Origin of the sequence: Variovorax sp. OK605, assembly GCF_900115445.1 — a bacterium.
In the GTDB taxonomy this organism is placed as follows: domain Bacteria; phylum Pseudomonadota; class Gammaproteobacteria; order Burkholderiales; family Burkholderiaceae_C; genus Variovorax.
Genome location: NZ_FOWL01000002.1, coordinates 344,170 through 363,022 on the forward strand (window position 1 = coordinate 344,170; position 18,853 = coordinate 363,022).

At 67.6% G+C, this 18,853-nt stretch carries 17 protein-coding genes; 3 read left to right on the top strand and 14 right to left on the bottom strand.

Going from position 1 to position 18,853, the window contains the following annotated elements:
• Together BM013_RS05995 and BM013_RS06000 are read left to right on the top strand one after the other, a co-directional pair.
• Positions 1 to 1,347, top strand: coding sequence for a glycosyltransferase family protein (locus tag BM013_RS05995; protein ID WP_093124100.1), 1,347 nt, complete (start codon positions 1 to 3; stop codon positions 1,345 to 1,347).
• Positions 1,348 to 1,377: 30 nt separating this feature from the next.
• Entirely contained in the window at positions 1,378 to 2,250 is an 873-nt protein-coding gene (locus BM013_RS06000) for a DUF7164 domain-containing protein (RefSeq protein ID WP_093124103.1), read from the top strand.
• A gap of 6 nt (positions 2,251 to 2,256) precedes the next feature.
• Here the strand turns inward: BM013_RS06000 and BM013_RS06005 are convergent, their stop codons facing one another.
• From BM013_RS06005 to BM013_RS06025, 5 genes are all read right to left on the bottom strand, one after another.
• Positions 2,257 to 2,784 (bottom strand): M48 metallopeptidase family protein, encoded by a 528-nt coding sequence (locus tag BM013_RS06005; protein ID WP_093124105.1) that lies wholly within the window; start codon positions 2,782 to 2,784, stop codon positions 2,257 to 2,259.
• On the bottom strand, positions 2,781 to 4,052 hold the full coding sequence (locus tag BM013_RS06010; protein WP_093124107.1) for an Hsp70 family protein: 1,272 nt from the start codon (positions 4,050 to 4,052) through the stop codon (positions 2,781 to 2,783). The genes BM013_RS06005 and BM013_RS06010 overlap by 4 nt, the downstream gene beginning before the upstream one ends.
• 2 nt (positions 4,053 to 4,054) lie before the next feature.
• A complete protein-coding gene (gene lysS, locus BM013_RS06015; RefSeq protein ID WP_177206344.1) occupies positions 4,055 to 5,638 on the bottom strand; it encodes a lysine--tRNA ligase in 1,584 nt (527 codons plus the stop codon).
• 124 nt (positions 5,639 to 5,762) lie between these two features.
• Positions 5,763 to 6,386 carry an LON peptidase substrate-binding domain-containing protein gene (locus BM013_RS06020; protein WP_256221402.1) on the bottom strand — a complete coding sequence of 208 codons (624 nt, stop codon included), beginning with the start codon at positions 6,384 to 6,386 and terminating at the stop codon, positions 5,763 to 5,765.
• Positions 6,387 to 6,421: 35 nt separating this feature from the next.
• Complete coding sequence (locus BM013_RS06025) at positions 6,422 to 7,387, bottom strand: glycosyltransferase family 2 protein (protein WP_093124109.1); 966 nt, start codon at positions 7,385 to 7,387, stop codon at positions 6,422 to 6,424.
• An 89-nt stretch (positions 7,388 to 7,476) separates the two neighbouring features.
• Between BM013_RS06025 and BM013_RS06030 the strand changes: the two genes are divergently transcribed.
• Positions 7,477 to 8,037, top strand: a complete 561-nt coding sequence (locus BM013_RS06030) for a YggT family protein (RefSeq protein WP_093124112.1) — start codon at positions 7,477 to 7,479, stop codon at positions 8,035 to 8,037.
• 93 nt (positions 8,038 to 8,130) lie between these two features.
• Here the strand turns inward: BM013_RS06030 and accD are convergent, their stop codons facing one another.
• The 9 genes from accD to leuD form a co-directional block, all read right to left on the bottom strand.
• Complete coding sequence (gene accD / locus BM013_RS06035; protein ID WP_093124114.1) at positions 8,131 to 9,003, bottom strand: acetyl-CoA carboxylase, carboxyltransferase subunit beta; 873 nt, start codon at positions 9,001 to 9,003, stop codon at positions 8,131 to 8,133.
• Between the two features lie 66 nt (positions 9,004 to 9,069).
• Entirely contained in the window at positions 9,070 to 9,915 is an 846-nt protein-coding gene (gene trpA, locus BM013_RS06040; RefSeq protein ID WP_093124117.1) for a tryptophan synthase subunit alpha, read from the bottom strand.
• Positions 9,915 to 11,192 carry a tryptophan synthase subunit beta gene (gene trpB / locus BM013_RS06045; protein WP_093124119.1) on the bottom strand — a complete coding sequence of 426 codons (1,278 nt, stop codon included), beginning with the start codon at positions 11,190 to 11,192 and terminating at the stop codon, positions 9,915 to 9,917. Before trpB ends, trpA begins: the two co-directional genes overlap by 1 nt.
• A 47-nt stretch (positions 11,193 to 11,239) precedes the next feature.
• The gene (locus tag BM013_RS06050) at positions 11,240 to 11,941 is read right to left on the bottom strand and encodes a phosphoribosylanthranilate isomerase (protein WP_093124123.1); all 702 of its coding nucleotides are present in this window, start codon (positions 11,939 to 11,941) and stop codon (positions 11,240 to 11,242) included.
• The gene (gene truA / locus BM013_RS06055; protein ID WP_093124125.1) at positions 11,938 to 12,750 is read right to left on the bottom strand and encodes a tRNA pseudouridine(38-40) synthase TruA; all 813 of its coding nucleotides are present in this window, start codon (positions 12,748 to 12,750) and stop codon (positions 11,938 to 11,940) included. The genes BM013_RS06050 and truA overlap by 4 nt, the downstream gene beginning before the upstream one ends.
• Positions 12,751 to 12,791: 41 nt before the next feature.
• Positions 12,792 to 15,641, bottom strand: coding sequence for a FimV/HubP family polar landmark protein (locus BM013_RS06060; protein ID WP_093124128.1), 2,850 nt, complete (start codon positions 15,639 to 15,641; stop codon positions 12,792 to 12,794).
• Positions 15,642 to 15,809: 168 nt separating this feature from the next.
• A complete protein-coding gene (gene asd, locus BM013_RS06065; RefSeq protein ID WP_093124130.1) occupies positions 15,810 to 16,979 on the bottom strand; it encodes an aspartate-semialdehyde dehydrogenase in 1,170 nt (389 codons plus the stop codon).
• 89 nt (positions 16,980 to 17,068) lie between these two features.
• Entirely contained in the window at positions 17,069 to 18,157 is a 1,089-nt protein-coding gene (gene leuB / locus BM013_RS06070; protein ID WP_093124133.1) for a 3-isopropylmalate dehydrogenase, read from the bottom strand.
• A gap of 37 nt (positions 18,158 to 18,194) precedes the next feature.
• Positions 18,195 to 18,851 carry a 3-isopropylmalate dehydratase small subunit gene (gene leuD, locus BM013_RS06075; RefSeq protein ID WP_093124135.1) on the bottom strand — a complete coding sequence of 219 codons (657 nt, stop codon included), beginning with the start codon at positions 18,849 to 18,851 and terminating at the stop codon, positions 18,195 to 18,197.
• Positions 18,852 to 18,853 lie beyond the last annotated feature (2 nt).

The following is an 18,853-nucleotide window of genomic DNA, read 5'->3' on the forward strand; positions in this document are numbered from 1 at the left end:
ATGCCCCTGTGCCTCAGTTTTCTCCAGCGCCGCGACGACGCGGTGCTGCGCAACCATGCGCACTACTGCAGGCTCCACGGCTACCCCCATCAATGGGTCGAAAGCGAGCGCATCCTGCACCCGGCGCTTCGCGCGAGCGCCAAGTACAGCGAGATCCTGCGCCACCTGCGCACGCTGGCCGAAGGCGACTGGCTGTTCTTCATCGACGGCGATTCGGTGGTCTTCCATCCCGTGGCCATCGACGCGCTGATGCAGGGCCGCGACCTGCTCGCGGCCGAGAGCCCGCCCGCGGGCAGCCTCGGCGGCCTGGCCATGACCAACATGATGGTGCTGCGCCACACGGCCGCCAACCGGGCGATGCTGCACCAGCTGATCGTCGATGCCGGCCACGTGATCGCCCGGGTGGCCAGGCGCATCGACGAGGCCGCGCGCCTGCGGCCGGCGGGCATGCGGGGATGCAACGCCATGGAACAGGGCGTCTACGTCAACGTGTCCTGGCGCATCGCGCAGTGGCACCAGGCGCCGGTCTTCGTGGTCCACCTGGGTGCGTCGCCGGTCGAGGTCGACGGCGAGCCGGGCGAAGACATGCTGCACGACCTGAACCTGCAGCGCGTGCTGGTCGACCAGGTGAACGCGTCGCTGACCCAGGGCAGCCCGGTGCTGCAGCCGCCGGCGTACCCCGAGATCTCGGCGGCGGCGGCGGACAGCTACAACCCCGAAGCACGCATCGCCTTCCTGACGCTGTACACGCCGCACATCCAGGCCTACGCCCGCGTGTCCGAGCACAACGTGCGCCGCTATTGCGACCGGCATGGCCACGCGTACCACGTGTACCGCGACATTCCCGCGGCCATCGGCCCCGGCATCAACGGCTCGTGGATCCGCAGCTGGCTCATCAACCAGCACCTGGCGCACCATGAATGGGTGATCTGGGTCGACGCCGACGTCGTCTTCCGCAACCCCGCCAGGCGCATCGAGCCGCTGCTGGAAGGCCGCGACCTGCTGCTCGCCAAGGACATCGGCGCCTGGCAGTTCAACTCCGGCGTCATGGGTTTTCGCAACACGCCGGGCAATGCGCGGCTGCTCGATCGCATCTGGGAGCGCATCGGCGCGGTGGCCGACAAGTCGGCGGTGTACAGCAGCCAGGGCGACCAGTACTACACGAACGAGGTGCTGGGCGAAGAGGGCCTTGTCGGCGAGCCGCACATCCTGGACAACCTCAGCATCAACACGCCGCCGCACCTGGCGAGCGACGACACGCTGCTGGTGCACTTCATCAATCTCAGCGAGCCGTACCGCTCCGTGTACATGGCCGCCATGGACGCCCGCTCGCAACGCGGCCGGTGACGCCCGGCGGCCACCTCGCAAGGAAACGACATGACGATGGGCGTGCTGGTCTACATCGACCACAAGCAGGAAATCATCGACGAGTTCTCATGGCTCTACAAAAGCATGATCTTCTCGAACCTGTTCTCGCGCGCGAAGATCATCGCCGTGTGCCATCCGGAGGCCGCCGCTGCGCTGCCACAGGACGACCGCATCGTCGTGATCCCGAGCGAGCCCTATGCGCAGCGCAACACCGACTGGGCGGGCTACGGCTACATCAACTCGGTGGCCAACCTCTGCGAGCCGGCCGTCATCCAGGAGTGCCGCAAGTACGACACCCTGCTGAAGACCGATTGCGACACTTTCGTCACGCCCGCGCTCACCGGCTTCACGCCCACCGGCCTGTGCTTCGGCTTCGGCGCCTACGCGTACGAGGAAGAGGTGCGCCGCAAGCTCTCGGCGTGCAGCGCGCGTTGGGGCTTCCCGCATTCGGGCCTGCACAACGTCGGCGCGTCGGTGCTCGGCCCCTCCGACTTCGTCTGCAATTTCGTGGAGGCGCAGCTCGACTACTGCAACCGGCTGCTCGACGAGGAGTTCCGCCACTTCCAGGGCGAATGGCCGGGCTGGTGCAAGAACGTCGTCACGATGTATGCGGGCGAGCTGGCCTTGCGCCGCACCTATCCGCAGCAATGTTCGCTCGGCCTGCTGGACCATCTGCCGTATGCGAGCCGCGCGCTGGGCAGCGACGTGCTGCACATCCACGCCTGGCACACCGACCAGTACTGGTCCAAGCACCAGTACCGCGCGGGCGCCTACGACGGCGTGGCGCTGGAAGCCATCGACCGCCGCACCTCGGGCGGGTATTGCCACTGGCTGGCCGTTGCCGGCATCGAGCAGGTCAGGGCCGCCGCGGCGGCGGCCTGAAGAAACTCAGGGCGCCGGCGCCTTCGCGGCGCTCGACCACAGCGGCTCGCCGCCGCCGTCCAGGTGGGTCAGGTAGAGCCGCAGGTCGAACTCGAGCTGCGAATAGTCCGGCTCCATGTGCGTGCACAGCGAATAGAAGGCCTTGTCGTGGTCGCGCTCCTTCATGTGCGCGAGCTCGTGCACGACGATCATGCGCAGCCACGGCAGCGGCACGCCCTTGAACAGGCTCGCCACGCGGATCTCGCGCTTGGCCTTGAGCTTGCCGCCCTGCACGCGCGACACCGTGGTGTGCGTGCCCAGGGCGTTGCGGATCACGTGCAGCTTGTTGTCGAACATCACCTTGGACAGCGGCTCGGCCTTGCGCATGAACTCGCTCTTGAGCTCGCTCACGTACTCGTAGAGCGCGCGGTCGGTCTGCACGGTGTGCACGCCCTCGGGGTAGCGCTTGCCGAGCAGCGCGGCGAGCTTGTCGTCCGCCACCAGCTGGCGGACCTGGTCCAGCAGCGACGCCGGATAGCCCGCCAGGTACTTCACGCCCGCTGCTCCGTGCGCGCCGCGCAGGCCAGGCCCGCGGCCACGCCGCCGAACAGGTCGCCCTCGACCAGCGGCACGCCCGCGAAGCTCTTGCGCAGCGCGTGCTGGAACGGCCGCAGCGCCGACGAGCCGCCCGTGAGGTAGATCGCGTCGAGGTCGTTGCTGCGCAGCCCTGCGCGCTTGACGCAGGCATGGGCGCAGGCGATCACGTCGTCGAACGGGCCGCTGAGCTGCTGCACCATGTCCTCGGGCGAGAGCACGGCGCTCAGGCCGGGCTCGGCGCACGACAGGTCGATGGTGGCCGGCGCGTCGTTGACCGACGCGTCGATCTTGGCCTGCTCCACGGCCGCCAGGATGCGGTGGCCATGGCGCTCTTCGAGCACGGTCATGAGCCGGTCGTGCAGCCGAAGGTCGATGTAGCTGGTGCGCAGGTCCTTGGCCTGGCGCGTGGCCTTGGCGGCGTAGAGCCAGTTGATCAGGTGCCACGACGAGAGGTCGAAGAACACGCCGCTGGGCACCTCGCGGCCTTGCGGGCCGTGGTGGCGAAAGCCCAGCAGCGGCATCACGCGGTCGAGGTTCAGGCGCTGGTCGTAGTCGGTGCCGCCGATGTGCACGCCGGTGGTGGCCAGCACGTCGCCGCTGCGGTCTTCGTGCGTGGCGCGCTCGGGCCCGACGCGCACGACCGTGAAGTCGGAGGTGCCGCCGCCGATGTCCACGATCAGCACCACGGATTCCCTGGTGATGCGCTGCTCGTAGTCGAAGGCGGCCGCAATGGGCTCCAGCTGGAACGAGATGTCGCGAAAGCCCGCCGCGCGCGCCGCGACGCGCAAGCTCTGCTCGGCACGTTCGTCGCGCTTGCTGTCGTCGTCCACGAAGTGCACCGGGCGGCCGATCACGACCTGCTCGGGCGTGTGGCCCAGTTCCTTGCCGGCGCGATGGGCGAGCTCGTGCAGGAAGCGCGCGATGATGTCCTCGAAGCTCACCAGGCCGTCGTAGATGGCGGTCTTTTCCTGCATCAGCGCGCTGCCGAGCAGGCTCTTCAGCGAGCGCATCAGGCGGCCTTCGTAGCCCGCGAGATAGAGCGCCACCGCTTCGCGCCCGAAGTGCGTGGTGCGGTCTTCGGCGTTGAAGAAGATCGCCGTGGGCAGGGTGGTGGCCGCGCCCTCGATGGGCAACAGCCGGGCCACGCCGTCGACCCGGCAGGCCACGGCGGAGTTGGAGGTGCCGAAGTCGATGCCGATCGTCGGCAGCGACGACGGTGACTTCATGCTCAAGATTCCCTGCGCAGCGCCGGGAACAGGATCACGTCGCGGATGCTCGGCGAGTCTGTCAGCAGCATCATCAGGCGGTCGATGCCGATGCCGCAGCCGCCGGTGGGCGGCATGCCGTATTCGAGCGCACGCACGAAGTCGTGGTCGTAGAACATGGCTTCGTCGTCGCCGCTGTCCTTGGCGGCCACTTGCGCGTTGAAGCGCGCGGCCTGGTCCTCGGCGTCGTTCAGCTCGCTGAAGCCGTTGCCGAACTCGCGCCCGGTGATGTACAGCTCGAAGCGCTCGGTGACTTCGGGGCGCTCGTCGTTGGCGCGCGCCAGCGGCGAGATCTCGGTCGGGTGCTCCATGATGAAGGTCGGCTGCCAGAGCTTCTCTTCGACGGTTTCCTCGAAGTACATCACCTGCAGGCTCGCAAGGCTGCGCTGCGAGAGCTTGTCCTTTTCTTCGCTCAGGCCGAGCTTGCGCAGGGCGGGGATGAGCCAGGCGCTGTCGTCCACGCCCTGGGCCACGCCCTCGGCTTCGGTGTACTTGAGGATCGCTTCGCGGATCGTCAGGCGCTCGAAGGGCTGCGTCAGGTCGACGGGCTTGCCGCCGTAGGTGAGCTGCTGCGTGCCCACGGCCTTGTCGGCGATGGTGCGGATCAGCGTCTCGGTGAAGTCCATCAGGTCGCGGTAGTTCCAGTAGGCCGCGTAGAACTCCATCATCGTGAACTCGGGGTTGTGCCGCACCGAGATGCCCTCGTTGCGGTAGCTCCGGTTGATTTCGAACACGCGCTCGAAGCCGCCGACGATCAGGCGCTTCAGGTACAGCTCGGGCGCGATGCGCAGGAACATCTCCTGGTCGAGCGCGTTGTGGTGCGTCTTGAACGGCTTGGCATTCGCGCCGCCCGGGATCGGGTGCAGCATGGGCGTCTCGACCTCGAGGAAGTCGTTGGCCACCATGAACTCGCGCAGCGCGCTCACCGCCTTGCTGCGCGCGGTGAAGCGCACGCGGGCCGACTCGTCGGTGATCAGGTCGACGTAGCGCTGGCGGTACTTCTGCTCCTGGTCGGCCATGCCGTGGAACTTGTCGGGCAGCGGCCGCAGGCTCTTGGTGAGCAGGCGCAGTTTGGTGACCTTGACCGACAGTTCGCCGGTCTTGGTCTTCATCAGCGTGCCTTCGGCACCCAGGATGTCGCCCAGGTCCCAACGCTTGAATTCGGCGTAGGTTTCCTCGCCGACCGCGTCGCGCGTCACATACAGCTGGATGCGGCTGGTGGCGTCCTGCAGCGTGGCGAAGCTGGCCTTGCCCATGACGCGCTTGAGCATCATCCGGCCCCCGACGCTCACTGCGACGGCTTGCGCCTCGAGGGCCTCGGCCTCGGTGGCACCGTGCGCCTCGACGAGTGCCGCGGCGCGGTGGCCGGGCTTGAAGTCGTTCGGGAACGCAACGCCTTTACCCTCGGCCTGCGCCGTGCGCAGCAGCTTGAGCTTTTCGCGGCGTTCGGCGATGAGCTGGTTTTCGTCGACGGCGGGCGTGGTAGCGGCCGGTGCCGCTACAGGCGTAGACGGCGTGGGAATGGGAGGGGTCAGGTGATCGGACATGGGAGGCGGGTGGCGCGCATCCGGGAGCGTGCGCGGGGCTGGCATTTTAGCCCATCGGATTTGAAGAAAAGACGGCCCTATCGCCCGTCAATCCTGCGCAATGCGCTATGAAAAAAGTAGCAACTCATTCAGTGATGCCGGTGCGTGCGAGCAGATCGCTGACCAGTTCGAGGCGCATCAGCGGGCTGTCGAGTTCCATCAGGCGCTGGCGCAGTTCGAGTTGCATCGGCACCAGCTCGCACCAGCGATTGGCCACCCAGCCGCAGTCACCGAGCCGGTAGGGCTCGCCGATGGGCAGGCGCACGGCCTCGCCCTCGGCGCGCCGACGCTCCCCGAGGGTGTCGATCAGGCGCTGCAGCGCGGTGGCGGTGTGCTTCAGGTCGTCGGGGATCTCGAGCGCGACGTCGTCGGCCACGGGGTCCACCTCGGCGATCCACAGGCCGTGCTTCTGCAGCTCGGTGCTGCGGATGCGAAAGCGCTGCGTGCCCACGCACTCGATCTGCAGCAGGCCGCTCTGCGGCGATTCGAATTCGCGGATCGAGGCCAGCGTGCCGACGGCGGCAAAACTCTCGGCCTCGGCGCCGGCCTTGCGCACCTCGCTGCCGCTGGTGAGGCTCACCACGCCGAAGGGCAGGTCGGCCTTGCGGCACTTGCCGATCATGTCGAGATAGCGCACCTCGAAGATGCGAAGCGGCAGCAGGCCGCCGGGGTAGAGGACCGTTCCGAGCGGAAAAAGAGGAAGAGGCACGTTGAGGGGGCCCGGGCTGTGAACTCGGGCCGAAGTCAGTGGGATTGAAAGACCAGGTCGAGCACGGCCGCGTGCTCCGCGCGCAGTATCCCGCGCGCCTCGAAACCCTGCCGCGCACGGTTCAACAGGCTCAGGACGCACGCCTGGCAACCTTCGGCGCTCTGGCCCCAGCGGGTGTCGATCTCGGACAGCGCGCTGCGCGCCGCGCGGTGCACATCGACCATGTGGGCCAGCGTCTGGGGCATGTCCTCGGCCATGCGGTAAAGGCTGAGCAGGTGCTCGCATTCGCGCCCGCTCAGCCGCGGGAACAACAGCGGCAGGAAGCGGCGGTAGATGCGGTCCTTGGAGGCATAGAGCCGGTCGAGCCGCAGGGTGCGCGAGGTCATGTTCGCGTGGATGCGGTAGCGCGTGAGCGGCTCGGGCAGGTTGGCGAAGCGTGCGCCATGCAGCATGCAGTCCATCCAGAAACCGAGGTCGTCGACCACGTAGAGGTTCGGGTCGAAGCGCAGGGCGTGCGCGCGATAGAAATCCAGGCGCCCGAGCGTGCTCTGGTTCGCCAGGTATTCGGCGCCCAGCACCATGCGCGCCTTGATGGTCGCGTCGTCCAGCGGCAGGCCGGTGATGCCTGCTTCGTCCTGGAAATGCTCGAGCTGGCTGCCGACCACGGTGATGTCGGGGTGGCTCTCCAGAAAGCCGACCTGCCGCGCGAAGCGCTCGGGCATGGCGCAGTCGTCATGGTCGACGCGCGCCAGGTACTGGCCCTGCGCCATCGCCATGGCGATGTTCATGTTGGTGGGCAGGCCGACGTTGCAGGCGTTGCGGTGCCGGCGGATGCGCGGGTCGTCGAAGGCGGCCAGGCGCTCCCAGGTGCCGTCGGAGCTCGCGTCGTCCATGACCAGCAGTTCGAAGTCGGTGAAGGTCTGCGCCAGCAGCGACTGCACGGTTTCGATGACGAGCTCGCCGCTGTTGCAGGTGGGCAGGACGACGCTCAGCAAAGGCATGGTGTTTCGTAGGGCAGTGTGAGTGGCGACGGGGCGCTTGTGGGCCAGAATCGGAGCAGTCGTGCAACCGCACCTTTCTCCCAACCGACATGTTGTACCAGATACCCTCGTTCCTCCTCGACGTGATCATCGGGCTGCTCGGCGGCGCCTGCCTGCTGCGCCTCTACATGCAATACCACCGTGTGCCCTTCGGCAATCCGCTGGGGCGCTTCGTGTTCGCCATCACCGACTGGATCGTGCTGCCGCTGCGGCGCATCGTGCCGTCGGTGAAGCGCTGGGACCTCGCGAGCCTGATCGCGGCCTGGCTGCTGGTGATGCTGAAGTTCCTGCTGCTGTGGCTGCTCATCGGCAACCTCGGCCACATCGTGACCCTGCCGCTGGTGTCGCTGGTCGGGCTGATGCAGCTGGCCGTCTCGGGCCTGACGGCGCTGCTGGTTGTCTATGCGGTGCTGTCGTGGATCCCGGGTGCCTCGCCGATGCTGCTGGACCTGATCTCGCGCCTGGCCGACCCGCTGGTGCGGCCGTTTCGCCGCTTCATTCCGCTGATCGGCGGCGTCGACCTGTCCCCGCTGGCCGCCATCGTGGTGCTGCAGGTGATCGCGATCGTGCTGGGCAACCTGCTGGTGTTTGCCTACCAACTGACGTTCTGAACCCGTACCGCGCAGGAAAAAGGGCCCGGATGCATTGCATCCGGGCCCTTTTGCATTGGCTGCGCTCGCGCGCGGCTTCTGCTTCCTGTTCGATCAGCTGACCGCGTCGGCCGGCTGGCGCAGCAGCATGGCCAGCGTGCTGGCGATGGTCTTGCGCAGTTCGCGGCGGTCGCTGATGAAGTCGATGGCGCCCTTGGTCTGCAGGAACTCGGCGCGCTGGAAGCCTTCGGGCAGCGTCACGCGCACGGTCGATTCGATCACGCGCGGGCCGGCAAAGCCGATCAGCGCCTTGGGCTCGGCGATCACCACGTCGCCCACGAAGGCGAAGCCGGCCGACACGCCGCCCATGGTCGGGTCGGTCAGCACGCTGATGTAGGGCAGGCCCTTCTTCGCCAGGCGCGTGAGCGAGGCGTTGGTCTTGGCCATCTGCATGAGCGAGAGCAGGCCTTCCTGCATGCGCGCGCCGCCGGTGGCGGTGAAGCAGATGAAGGGCACCTTCTGCTCGATGGCGGTCTCGACGCCGCGCACGAAGCGCTCGCCGACCACGCTGCCCATGCTGCCGCCCATGAATTCGAACTCGAAGCAGGCCACGACCACGTTGATGCTGTGGACCGAGCCGCCCAGCACGACCAGCGCGTCGGTCTCGCCGGTGTTTTCCAGGGCTTCCTTCAGGCGCTCGGGGTACTTGCGGCTGTCCTTGAACTTCAGGGCGTCGACCGGCAGCACTTCCTGGCCGACTTCGTAGCGGCCCTCGGCGTCGAGGAACGCGTCGAGCCGCGCGCGGGCGCCGATGCGGTGGTGATGGCTGCAGCTGGGGCAGACATTCTGGTTGTGTTCGAGGTCGGTCTTGTACAGAACGGTCTCGCAGGCGGGGCACTTGATCCACAGGCCCTCGGGCACCTGGCGGCGCTCCGACGGGTCGGTTTGTGCGATCTTGGCGGGTAGCAGTTTTTCAAGCCAGCTCATAGGACTCCGAATTAGCTCCCCTCTCCCGCAGGGCGGAAGAGGGGCTGGGGGTGAGGGCAACCGCGATTATCGGCCAGCCGCGTTCTTGGGGGTAGCGGCAGGCAGGGCGTCGAGCGCCTCGCGGATGCCCGCGAGGAATTCACGCACCGCCGGCACCACGCGTTCGCGCGGCTGGTCTTCGACGAGTTGAATGATCCTGGTGCCGATCACGACCGCATCGGCGGCCGAGCCGACCGCCTGCGCCGTGCGCGCGTCGCGGATGCCGAAGCCCACGCCCACCGGGATGCTCACGTGCTGGCGGATGCGCGGGATCATCCGGCCGACCGCCTCGGTATCGAGGTGGCCGGCACCCGTCACGCCCTTGAGCGACACGTAGTACACGTAGCCGCTCGCCATGCGCGCGACCTGCGCCATGCGCTCGTCGGTGCTGGTGGGCGCCAGCAGGAAGATCAGGTCGATGCCGGCGGCCTTCAGCTCGGCCGCGAAGGCTTCGCATTCCTCCGGCGGATAGTCGACCACCAGCAGGCCGTCGACGCCGGCCGTGGCCGCGTCGCGGATGAAGGCCTGCTTGCCGTGCACGAGGTCGTAGCGCTCGACGGGGTTGGCATAGCCCATCAGCACCACGGGCGTGGCCGTGTCCTTCTGGCGAAAGGCGGCCACGATGGCCAGCACCTGCTTCATGCCGATGCCCAGCGCCAGCGCGGCTTCGCCGGCCTTCTGGATCACGGGGCCGTCGGCCATCGGGTCGGAGAAGGGCACGCCGAGCTCGATCACGTCGGCACCGGCCTCGACCATGCCGTGCATCAGCTCGGGCGTGATGTCGGCGAAGGGGAAGCCCGCAGTGACGTAGGGAATGAGGGCGCGGCGGCCGTCTTTTTTCAGCGCGTCGAAGGTAGCGGCAATGCGGCTCATCACTTGCCTCCCTTCACGCTCAGACCGCGCATCGAAGGCCGGTCGTAGAAGTCGACGCCCGACAGGTCGGCCACGGTGCCGATGTCCTTGTCGCCGCGGCCCGAGAGGTTCACCAGGATGGACTGGTCGGGGCGCATGGTCTTCGCGAGCTTCATGGCATAGGCCACGGCGTGGCTGGATTCGAGCGCGGGGATGATGCCCTCCGTCCGGCACAGGTAGTGGAAGGCCTCGAGCGCCTCCATGTCGGTGATGCCGACGTACTCGGCACGGCCGATGTCCGCCAGGTACGCGTGCTCGGGGCCCACGCCGGGGTAGTCGAGACCGGCGCTGATGCTGTGCGTCTCGGTGATCTGGCCGTCTTCGTTCTGCAGCAGGTAGGTGCGGTTGCCGTGCAGCACGCCAGGGCTGCCGCGCAGGATGGACGCCGAATGCTTGCCGCTGTCCAGCCCTTCGCCCGCGGCTTCCACGCCGATCAGGCGCGTGCCGGCGAACGGAATGTAGGGGTGGAAGATACCCATCGCGTTGCTGCCGCCGCCCACGCAGGCGACAACCACGTCGGGCTGCTTGCCTTCGGCTTCGCCGGTGATTCCGTCGGCGGCCAGCATGGCGGGCATCTGGTCGATGCATTCCGTGCCGATCACGCTCTGGAAGTCGCGCACCATCGTCGGATACGGGTGCGGGCCGGCGACGGTGCCGATGATGTAGAAGGTGTTTTCCACGTTCGTCACCCAGTCGCGCATCGCCTCGTTGAGCGCGTCCTTCAGCGTCTTGCTGCCCGACTCGACCGGCACCACGGTGGCGCCGAGCAGGTTCATGCGGTAGACGTTGGGGCTCTGGCGCTTCACGTCCTGGCTGCCCATGTAGACCACGCATTCGAGGCCGTAGCGCGCGCAGATGGTGGCCGTGGCCACGCCGTGCTGGCCGGCACCGGTTTCGGCGATCACGCGGGGCTTGCCCATGCGGCGCGCGAGCATCGCCTGGCCGATCACGTTGTTGATCTTGTGCGCGCCGGTGTGGTTCAGGTCTTCGCGCTTCAGGTAGATCTGCGCGCCGCCCATTTCGCGGCTGGTGCGCGCGGCGTGGTAGATCGGCGAAGGACGCCCGACGAAGTGCTTCAGCTCGTAGTGGAATTCGGCGAGGAACGCCGGATCGTCCTTGAACTTCGCATACGCGTCGCGCAGTTCGTTGATCGCGTGGGTGAGCGTTTCGCTCGCGAAGGTGCCGCCGTAGTTGCCGAAGTGGCCGGTGGCATCGGGTTGCTGGTAATTGCTTTGCATGGTTCTCGATCGATGGGCCGCAGCCCGATAGCGATCGGCTGCGGCGGCTAACTGGAGAAGGACGCGTCGGCTGCCCTGACGGCTGCGACGAATTGCCGGATCTTTCCGGCGTCCTTGAGGCCCTTGTTCCCCGGGCCGTCGACTTCGACGCCCGAGCTCACATCAACGGACAGCGACTTGCAGCGCGTCCGCAGGATGCGAATGCCATCGCTCACGTTTGCAGGTGTGAGCCCACCACTCAAGACGAGGTGAGCGTCGACGGCGGGTGGAAGAAGTGACCAATCGAAAGCCTTGCCGCCACCGCCATAACCTTCGACATGCGCGTCGAGCAGGATGGCCTGGGCGTGGGAGTAATCGGACGCGTATTTTACGAGGTCGAAGCCGGCTCCGGCAGCCCCCAGCGGAATGCGCGCGGCGCGCATGTAGCGAAAGCGACCAGGACCGCTGGCCTCCTCGCACTCTCCGGGCGACTCCTCGCCGTGGAATTGGGCGATGGCGCCCTTCACACATGAGAGTGCCGCTATGACTTTGGGAGCATCCTCGTTCACGAACAACAGCACGGGCGTGATGAACGGGGGCAGGCGCGAAGCCAGTTCGGCGGCGCGCCCGGGCGTCACGGCGCGGGGGCTTTTCGGGTAAAGAACGAATCCGATGGCATCGGCGCCGGCTTCGACCGCCGCATCGACGTCGGCCTCACGCGTCAGGCCACAGATCTTGATGCGGGTTCGGGGAGGGCAGGTCGCGGTCATGGCGGGCCATCATACGGAGCCCCGCCGGCCTGCAGCGTGGCCTCGGCCGGCAGACCCCACTTGGCGTCGTACATCGGACCCACGAAATAAAGGCCGTCCGCGGAGAAGGTGGGCGCCGCCACCTTGCGGCTGCGCGCTGCCAGCACCTCGGAGATCCAGTCCACGCGCTCGTCGCCGCGGCCGATGCGCACCAGGCAACCCATCAGGTTGCGGATCATGTGGTGCAGGAAGGCATCGGCCTCGAACTCGAAATGCCAGCGGCAGCGCTCGCCGTCGCCCACGCGCGTGATCGCTATGCGTCGCAGGTCCTTGACCGGCGAGCGCGCCTGGCAGGCCGAGGCGCGGAAGGAGCTGAAATCGTGTCGGCCCATGAGCAGCGCGGCCGCGGCGCGCATCGCGTCGCCGTCGAGCGCATGCATCGACCAGCCGACGCGGCCCGCGTCGAGGCTGGGCCGCACCGGCGATTGCGAGAGCACGTAGAGGTAGCGGCGCGCCAGGGCGCTGGCGCGGCAATGGAATTCGTCGGGCACCGGGTGCGCCCACTGCACGGCGATGTCGCCGGGCAGGAAGCGGTTGGTACCGCGCATCCAGGAGAAGGGTTCGCGTTCGACGTCGGTGTCGAAGTGCACCACCTGCATCAGCCCGTGCACACCGGCGTCGGTGCGGCCGGCGCACAGCGTGCCGATGGGCTGCGCGGCGAATTTCGTGAGGGCCGCTTCGAGCTTGTCCTGCACCGTGCGGCCCGAGCGCTGGCTTTGCCAGCCCTCGTACGCCTGGCCGTTGTAGCGGATGCCAAGCGCCAGCCTCAAGACGCCAGCCTCACGAATTCAGGAACGACAGGGACAACAGCTCAGCGCAGCTCGGCGAGCAGTTGACGGGCTTGCGTCTTGAGGTCGCCGGCGCTTTCGGCTTCGACTTCCTCGACCAGCGAACGGGCGCCTTCGACGTCGCCGATGGCTTGCAGTTCACGTGCCAGCGAGAGCTTGACGGCGTGCGGGCTCTCGTCGCCGTGGTCGTCATCGTGCGAGATCGGCGAAGGACGCGTCGTTTCCGCCGAGCGCGACGGGGCGGCCGCGGTCGGTGCCGTTGCGGGCAGGCCGGCCAGCGCGCTCATGTCGAATTCGATGAAGCCCGAGTCGGCCGGCAGCGCATTGCGCAGCATGGCAGGACGGGTGTTGTCGATGTCGGACAGCGAGCCGGGCAGGGTGTTGGGCGTCAGCGCGCCGGGTGCGGTGTCGAAATCGTTCTCGAGATCCACGGGCGTCGCGGCATGGCCGTTCGACAGCGGCGGCGCGGGGCGTGCCGTGGTCGGAGCGGGTGCGTAGGCCGACTTCGGCAGGCTGGCGCCGACCGGTGCGTGGTTCTGGGCCGGTGCCGGAGCGGGTGCTGGCGGCGTGGTCAGGTCGAGATCGAAGTCCAGCGGTGCGACCGAAGGCACGAAGGCGGGCGGCGCGGCGACGGCGACTGGCGGCGCTGCAGGCGGAGGCGGCACGGCGACCGGCTTGGCGGCCGAGGCCAGCGCGCCGGCAAAGGCGGCCGTTTCGGCGGCGCTTGCGCTGCCGCTGCGGGACGTGCCCGATTCGTACAGCGGGTTGCCCGGATCGAGATCCTTGCCCATGTCGACCACGCGGTTCCAGTCGGAACCCAGGCCGCCCGTCAGCTTGTGCACTTCGGTGGCCAGGCTTTCGTAGGCACGCACGTCGCGGCGCTTGGCGTGGATTTCGAGCAGCTTCAGGTGGATGGCGGTGCGGTCCGGGTTCAGGCGCAGCGCTTCGCGCAGGATTTCTTCTGCCTGCAGGTCGCGGCCATAGGCCAGGTACACGTCGGCTTCGGCCACGGGATCGACATCGCCCGCGTCGAGCTGGCTCGGCGAGTACGACAGCGACGACACGGTGGAGTCGCCACGGTTCTTGGTGTCGACCGATTCGCCGCCGCTGGCGCCGAAGAACGAGTCCTTCGGAATGCGGCTTTCGAGGAACACGCTTTCGCTCATTTCCTCGCGGCGGCGGCCCAGCACGCGGTACAGCAGGAAGCCGATCAGCAGCGCGATCAGCGCGCCACCGGCGAGCATCAGCGGGTTGTCGAGCAGTTCCTCGAGGAAGGTGGGTTCCGGCGGGGGCGGCGGTGCCACGACCTTCTTGGCAGCCGGCTTCGGGGCCGCGGGTGCGGCCACTGCGGCGCTGGCGGCGGCCGTTGCGGGCACGGCTGCGGCGTCGGTGCCTGCAGCAGCTGCACCGGCAGCGGGCGGCGTCTCGACGGCAACCGGGGCTGCGGCAACGGCTTCAGGCGTGGGGGCAGCCGGTGCCGGTGCTGCTGCGGCGGGCGTTGCTGCAGCGGCAGGTGCCGGAGCAGCCACCGGTGCCGGCGCGGGGGCCGCGGCAACAGGGGCAGGGCTCGCGGCTGCGGGCGTCGGGCTCGCGCCGGTGGACGGCGCGGGAACCGGAATGCCCGGCGTGGACGCTGCGGGCGCAGCGGCGGCAGGCGCCGTGGCACCGGCACCGCTGCCGGACTTGAGCTTGTTCAGCTCGTTGATGTTTTTCGACAGTTCCGCGACGCGGGTGTTGTTGTCCTGCGCCTGGCGGGTTTGCGCAACCTTGTCGTCGGCGGCGCGGGTGGAGGCGCTGCCTTGCGAGATGGTGAGCTTGTCGGGGGCGCTGGCCGCGGCATTGCGGTCTTCGACGTTGGCTTGCAGCTTGCCCGAAGCCTTGCGGCTGGCGGCCGCCACGTTCGACGTGGGGGCGTTCTCGGCCAGGCGCTGGCGGTAGCTGCCGAAATCGCGGCTTTGCGCGGTCACGGTGCGGCGCGCTTCCGCGGGCGGCACGGCGGACGCTTCGGCCGAGCCCGGCAGGTCGAGCACCGCGCCGGCGCGCATGCGGTTGATGTTGCCGCCGACGAATGCGTCGGGGTTGGCCAGCAGCAGCGCGACCAGCATCTGGTCGAGCGACACGTCGGCCGGCTTGTGGGCACCGGCGATCTTGCTGGCGGTGTCGCCGCGCTGCACGGTGACCTGTTCGCCGCCACCACCGCTGGTGCGGGCCGGTGCGGTTGCCGTGGCAGGGGCTGCGGCGGCGGGTGCCGGTGCTGCAGTGGCGGGCGCGTCGGGCGCCGTTGCCACCACTGGGGGCGCGGCACGCTCGCGGCGTGCACGTGCCGCCGACGTGGAGCGTTCGACGGGCGTTGCGATCTGGGGTGCGATGGGCGCTGCTGCAGCCGCTGCGCTTGCGGCAGCCTGGCGCGCGGTCGGCGGGTCGAGCAGCACGGTGTAGTCGCGCACGATGCGGCCCGACGAACCGTTGGCTTCGAGCAACAGGTCGATGAACGGATCGTTCAACGGGCGGTTGCCGCTCAGCCGCACGACGTACTGGCCGCCGGCGCGGCGTTGCAGCGTTGCCTTGACGTCGCTGAGCGCCGAGTTGTAGGGGACGCCGGCGCTCTTGAACGCAGCGGCGGTCGCGATGTTGATCTTCAGACCTTCCGCCTCGTTGGCGGCTATTTCGGTCACGTCGATCTCGGCACGCAAGGGCTCGCCCAGCGCCGACTGCACCTTCAGCTGACCCAGCGCGAAGGCGCTGGCATCGGTGCTGGCGATGCCCAGGGCCACGGCTGCCGCCGCGCCAAGGATGGAGAGACGCCAACCGTTGGACGGGAGGGGCGGGCGAGCGGCCGATGGGCTGGCCGCAGGCAACAGATGTCTTGTCATGCTGATAGGGGCGGCTCAGGCCCAGAATTTGTAAGAGGACGTTAGCATCAACACCAGGCACTGACAAGGCAATGCGCCTGTTCTACCCAGTGCGCGCATACTTACGAACACATTGACTGTTGCCATATGGCAACAATTCTTGTTTCAAAAGGCCCTGAGCAGTCCGCATCAGGCTTCTAGCAAGATCCGCAGCATGCGGCGCAGCGGTTCGGCGGCACCCCACAGCAACTGGTCGCCGATGGTAAAGGCGCCCACGTATTCCGGGCCCATGGCCAGCTTGCGGATGCGGCCGACCGGAATGTTCATGGTGCCCGTCACCGCCACCGGCGTCAGGTCCTTCACGGTGGCTTCGCGCGTGTTCGGCACGACCTTCGCCCAGGGGTTGTCGGCAGCGATCATCGCCTCGATGTCGGCCAGCGGCACGTCCTTCTTGAGCTTGAAGGTCAGGGCCTGGCTGTGGCAGCGCATGGCGCCGATGCGCACGCAGAAACCGTCGACCGGCGTGGCGGCGGTGCCGAAGCCCGCGCCCTGGCCGAGGATCTTGTTGGTCTCGGCGCCGCCCTTCCACTCTTCCTTGGACATGCCCCATTCGGCATCGTCCTGGCTCTTGCCCAGGCCCAGGTCCTTGTCGATCCAGGGGATCAGCGAGCCGCCCAGAGGCGCGCCGAAGTTGGCCGTTTCAGCGGCGCTGAGGTTCTGCTGCTTGTGCAGCACCTTGCGGTCGATCTCGAGGATGGCCGACTTCGGGTCGTCCAGCAGGGCGCGCACTTCGGCGTTGAGCGTGCCGAACTGGGTCAGCAGTTCGCGCATGTGCTGCGCGCCGCCGCCCGAGGCCGCCTGGTAGGTCATGCTGGTCATCCACTCGACCAGGCCGGCCTTGTAGAGGGCGCCCACGCCCATGAGCATGCAGCTCACGGTGCAGTTGCCGCCGATCCAGTTCTTGCCGCCCTTGGCCAGCGCGTTCTCGATCACCGGCAGGTTGACGGGGTCGAGCACGATGATCGCGTCGTCCTTCATGCGAAGGGTGGAGGCGGCATCGATCCAGTGGCCGTTCCAGCCCGCGGCGCGCAGCTTGGGGAACACCTCGCTGGTGTAGTCGCCGCCCTGGCAGGTGATGACGATGTCGCACTTCTTCAGTGCCTCGATGTCGTTCGCATCCTTCAGCGCGGTTTCGTTCTTGGCCATCGCCGGGGCCTTGCCGCCCGCGTTGGAGGTCGAGAAGAAGATCGGTTCGATGAGACCGAAGTCGCCTTCGGCCTGCATGCGGTCCATCAGGACCGAGCCGACCATGCCGCGCCAGCCTACGAGGCCGACCAGAGGTTGAGATGCGTTCGCCATTTCAGTTTGCCCTTATGAAAAAAGAAAAGTTGTCTTTTTTTGCCCCCGACTCGTCGAGCCGGGGAGGGGCGTGACGAAGCGGGCTGCGGTTAGCCGGTAATCGTCTTTTTGGTGATTGCTGCAACGACCGCGTCGCCCATTTCGCGGGTGCCGACGCGCTTCGTGCCTTCCGACCAGATGTCGCCCGTGCGCAGCCCGGAGGCCAACACGTGCTTCACCGCCGACTCGATACGGTCGGCAGCCTCGGGTTGGTTGAGTGAGAAGCGGAGCATCATGGCAGCGGACAGGATTGTAGCCAAAGGATTGGCAACCCCTTTGCCAGCAATGTCGGGCGCGCTGCCGTGGCTGGGCTCGTACAGGCCCTGGTTGCTCGCATTGAGCGAGGCCGAGGGCAGCATGCCGATGGAGCCGGTGAGCATCGCGGCCTCGTCCGAGAGGATGTCGCCGAACATGTTGCCGGTGACCACCACGTCGAACTTCTTGGGCGCCTTCACGAGCTGCATGGCCGCGTTGTCGACGTACATGTGGTCGAGCTCGACGTCCGGGTACTCCTTGCCGATCTCGGTGACGATGTCCTTCCAGAACTGGAAGGTCTCGAGCACGTTGGCCTTGTCCACGCTGGTCACGCGCTTGCTGCGCTTGCGGGCCGCTTCGAAGGCCACGCGCGCGATGCGCTCGACCTCGGGGCGCGAATAGCGCATCGTGTCGAAGGCTTCCTCGGCGCCCGGGAAGTGCCCGTCGACCGCCGTGCGGCGACCGCGCGGCTGGCCGAAGTAGATGTCGCCGGTCAGCTCGCGAATGATCAGGATGTCCAGGCCCGCGATCAGCTCGGGCTTCAGGCTCGACGCGTCCACCAGCTGCTCGTAGCAGATGGCCGGGCGGAAGTTGGCGAACAGGCCCAGGTTCTTGCGCAGCCCCAGGATGGCCTGCTCGGGCCGCAGCGGGCGGTCGAGCTTGTCGTACTTCCAGTCGCCCACGGCGCCGAACAGCACCGCGTCGGATTCCTTGGCCAGCTTGAGCGTCGACTCCGGCAGCGGATGGCCGTGCGCCTCGTAGGCCGCACCGCCGACCAGCGCCGATTCCATCTCGAACTTCAGGTCGAGCACGTCGAGCACCTTGACGGCCTCGGCCACGATTTCGGTGCCGATGCCGTCACCCGGGAGAACTGCGATTTTCATTTTTGTCGTGTGTTGAAGAGATGAAAGAGAGCGACGCTCAGGCGTTCGCGAGCATCGTATGCGCGAGCCACGGCTTCTGCGCCAGGCGCTCGGCCTCGAAGGCCTTGATCTTGTCCTTGTGGCGCAGCGTGAGGCCGATGTCGTCCAGCCCGTTGATCAGGCAGTACTTGCGAAAAGCCTGCACGTCGAACGCGAGTTCGCCGCCATCGGGCTTCACCACCACCTGGCGTTCCAGGTCGATGGTCAGCGAGTAGCCGGGGAAGGCTGCGGCCTCGTCGAACAGCTGGGCCACCTGGGCTTCGGACAGCACGATCGGCAGCAGGCCGTTCTTGAAGCTGTTGTTGAAGAAGATGTCGGCGTAGCTCGGCGCAATGATCGCGCGGAAGCCGTACTGGTCTAGCGCCCACGGCGCGTGCTCGCGCGACGAGCCGCAGCCGAAGTTCTTGCGCGCCAGCAGCACCGAGGCGCCCGCGTAGCGCGGCTGGTTCAGCACGAAGTCGGGGTTGGGCTTGCGGCTCGCAGGGTCCTGTCCCGGGAAGCCGGCGTCCAGGTAGCGCCATTCGTCGAACAGGTTCACGCCGAAGCCGGTCTTCTTGATCGACTTCAGGAACTGCTTGGGAATGATCGCGTCGGTGTCGACGTTCTCGCGGTCCATGGGGGCCACGAGGCCCTTGTGCACGGTGAATTTCTGCATGT

Bases quoted from the DNA above. Each gene is read 5' to 3' on its own strand.
- BM013_RS05995 (WP_093124100.1), top strand. From the start codon at position 1: ATGCCCCTGTGCCTCAGTTTTCTCCAGCGCCGCGACGACGCGGTGCTG.
- BM013_RS06000 (WP_093124103.1), top strand. From the start codon at position 1,378: ATGACGATGGGCGTGCTGGTCTACATCGACCACAAGCAGGAAATCATC.
- BM013_RS06010 (WP_093124107.1), bottom strand. From the start codon at position 4,052: ATGAAGTCACCGTCGTCGCTGCCGACGATCGGCATCGACTTCGGCACC.
- lysS (WP_177206344.1), bottom strand. From the start codon at position 5,638: ATGTCCGATCACCTGACCCCTCCCATTCCCACGCCGTCTACGCCTGTA.
- BM013_RS06025 (WP_093124109.1), bottom strand. From the start codon at position 7,387: ATGCCTTTGCTGAGCGTCGTCCTGCCCACCTGCAACAGCGGCGAGCTC.
- BM013_RS06030 (WP_093124112.1), top strand. From the start codon at position 7,477: ATGTTGTACCAGATACCCTCGTTCCTCCTCGACGTGATCATCGGGCTG.
- accD (WP_093124114.1), bottom strand. From the start codon at position 9,003: ATGAGCTGGCTTGAAAAACTGCTACCCGCCAAGATCGCACAAACCGAC.
- trpA (WP_093124117.1), bottom strand. From the start codon at position 9,915: ATGAGCCGCATTGCCGCTACCTTCGACGCGCTGAAAAAAGACGGCCGC.
- trpB (WP_093124119.1), bottom strand. From the start codon at position 11,192: ATGCAAAGCAATTACCAGCAACCCGATGCCACCGGCCACTTCGGCAAC.
- BM013_RS06050 (WP_093124123.1), bottom strand. From the start codon at position 11,941: ATGACCGCGACCTGCCCTCCCCGAACCCGCATCAAGATCTGTGGCCTG.
- BM013_RS06060 (WP_093124128.1), bottom strand. From the start codon at position 15,641: ATGACAAGACATCTGTTGCCTGCGGCCAGCCCATCGGCCGCTCGCCCG.
- asd (WP_093124130.1), bottom strand. From the start codon at position 16,979: ATGGCGAACGCATCTCAACCTCTGGTCGGCCTCGTAGGCTGGCGCGGC.
- leuB (WP_093124133.1), bottom strand. From the start codon at position 18,157: ATGAAAATCGCAGTTCTCCCGGGTGACGGCATCGGCACCGAAATCGTG.
- leuD (WP_093124135.1), bottom strand. From the start codon at position 18,851: ATGCAGAAATTCACCGTGCACAAGGGCCTCGTGGCCCCCATGGACCGC.